Origin of the sequence: Lysinibacillus sp. GbtcB16 (assembly GCF_019091145.1) — a bacterium.
Lineage (GTDB): Bacteria > Bacillota > Bacilli > Bacillales_A > Planococcaceae > Lysinibacillus > Lysinibacillus fusiformis.
In genome coordinates this window covers 1-251 of record NZ_JAGXJV010000661.1, presented here as the reverse complement: position 1 = coordinate 251, position 251 = coordinate 1, and the positions used below count along the sequence as shown (strand labels likewise).

The following is a 251-nucleotide window of genomic DNA, read 5'->3' as shown; positions in this document are numbered from 1 at the left end:
CGCTGGCGATTGTTCTGGCAATTCCGCTTGGTCTTGCGATCGGCTGGTGGAAGCCTGTATCCGAATACCTGAATCCCCTGCTTGAATTGCTGCGGAATACGGCTGCCCTGGCCATACTTCCCGTATTCATCCTGCTGCTCGGCCTTGGTGAGACGTCCAAAATCGCCATCGTGCTCTATGCATGCGCCTTTCCTCTTCTGCACAACACCATTATCGGCGTAAAAAATGTCGATCCCCTTCTCATCAAGTCC

At 53.4% G+C, this 251-nt stretch carries 1 protein-coding gene; it reads left to right on the top strand.

The genetic code is table 11. From position 1 onward, the window contains the following. Positions 1-251: ABC transporter permease (locus tag KVT27_RS25550; protein ID WP_369009674.1), on the top strand; the 251-nt coding region annotated here is incomplete at both ends.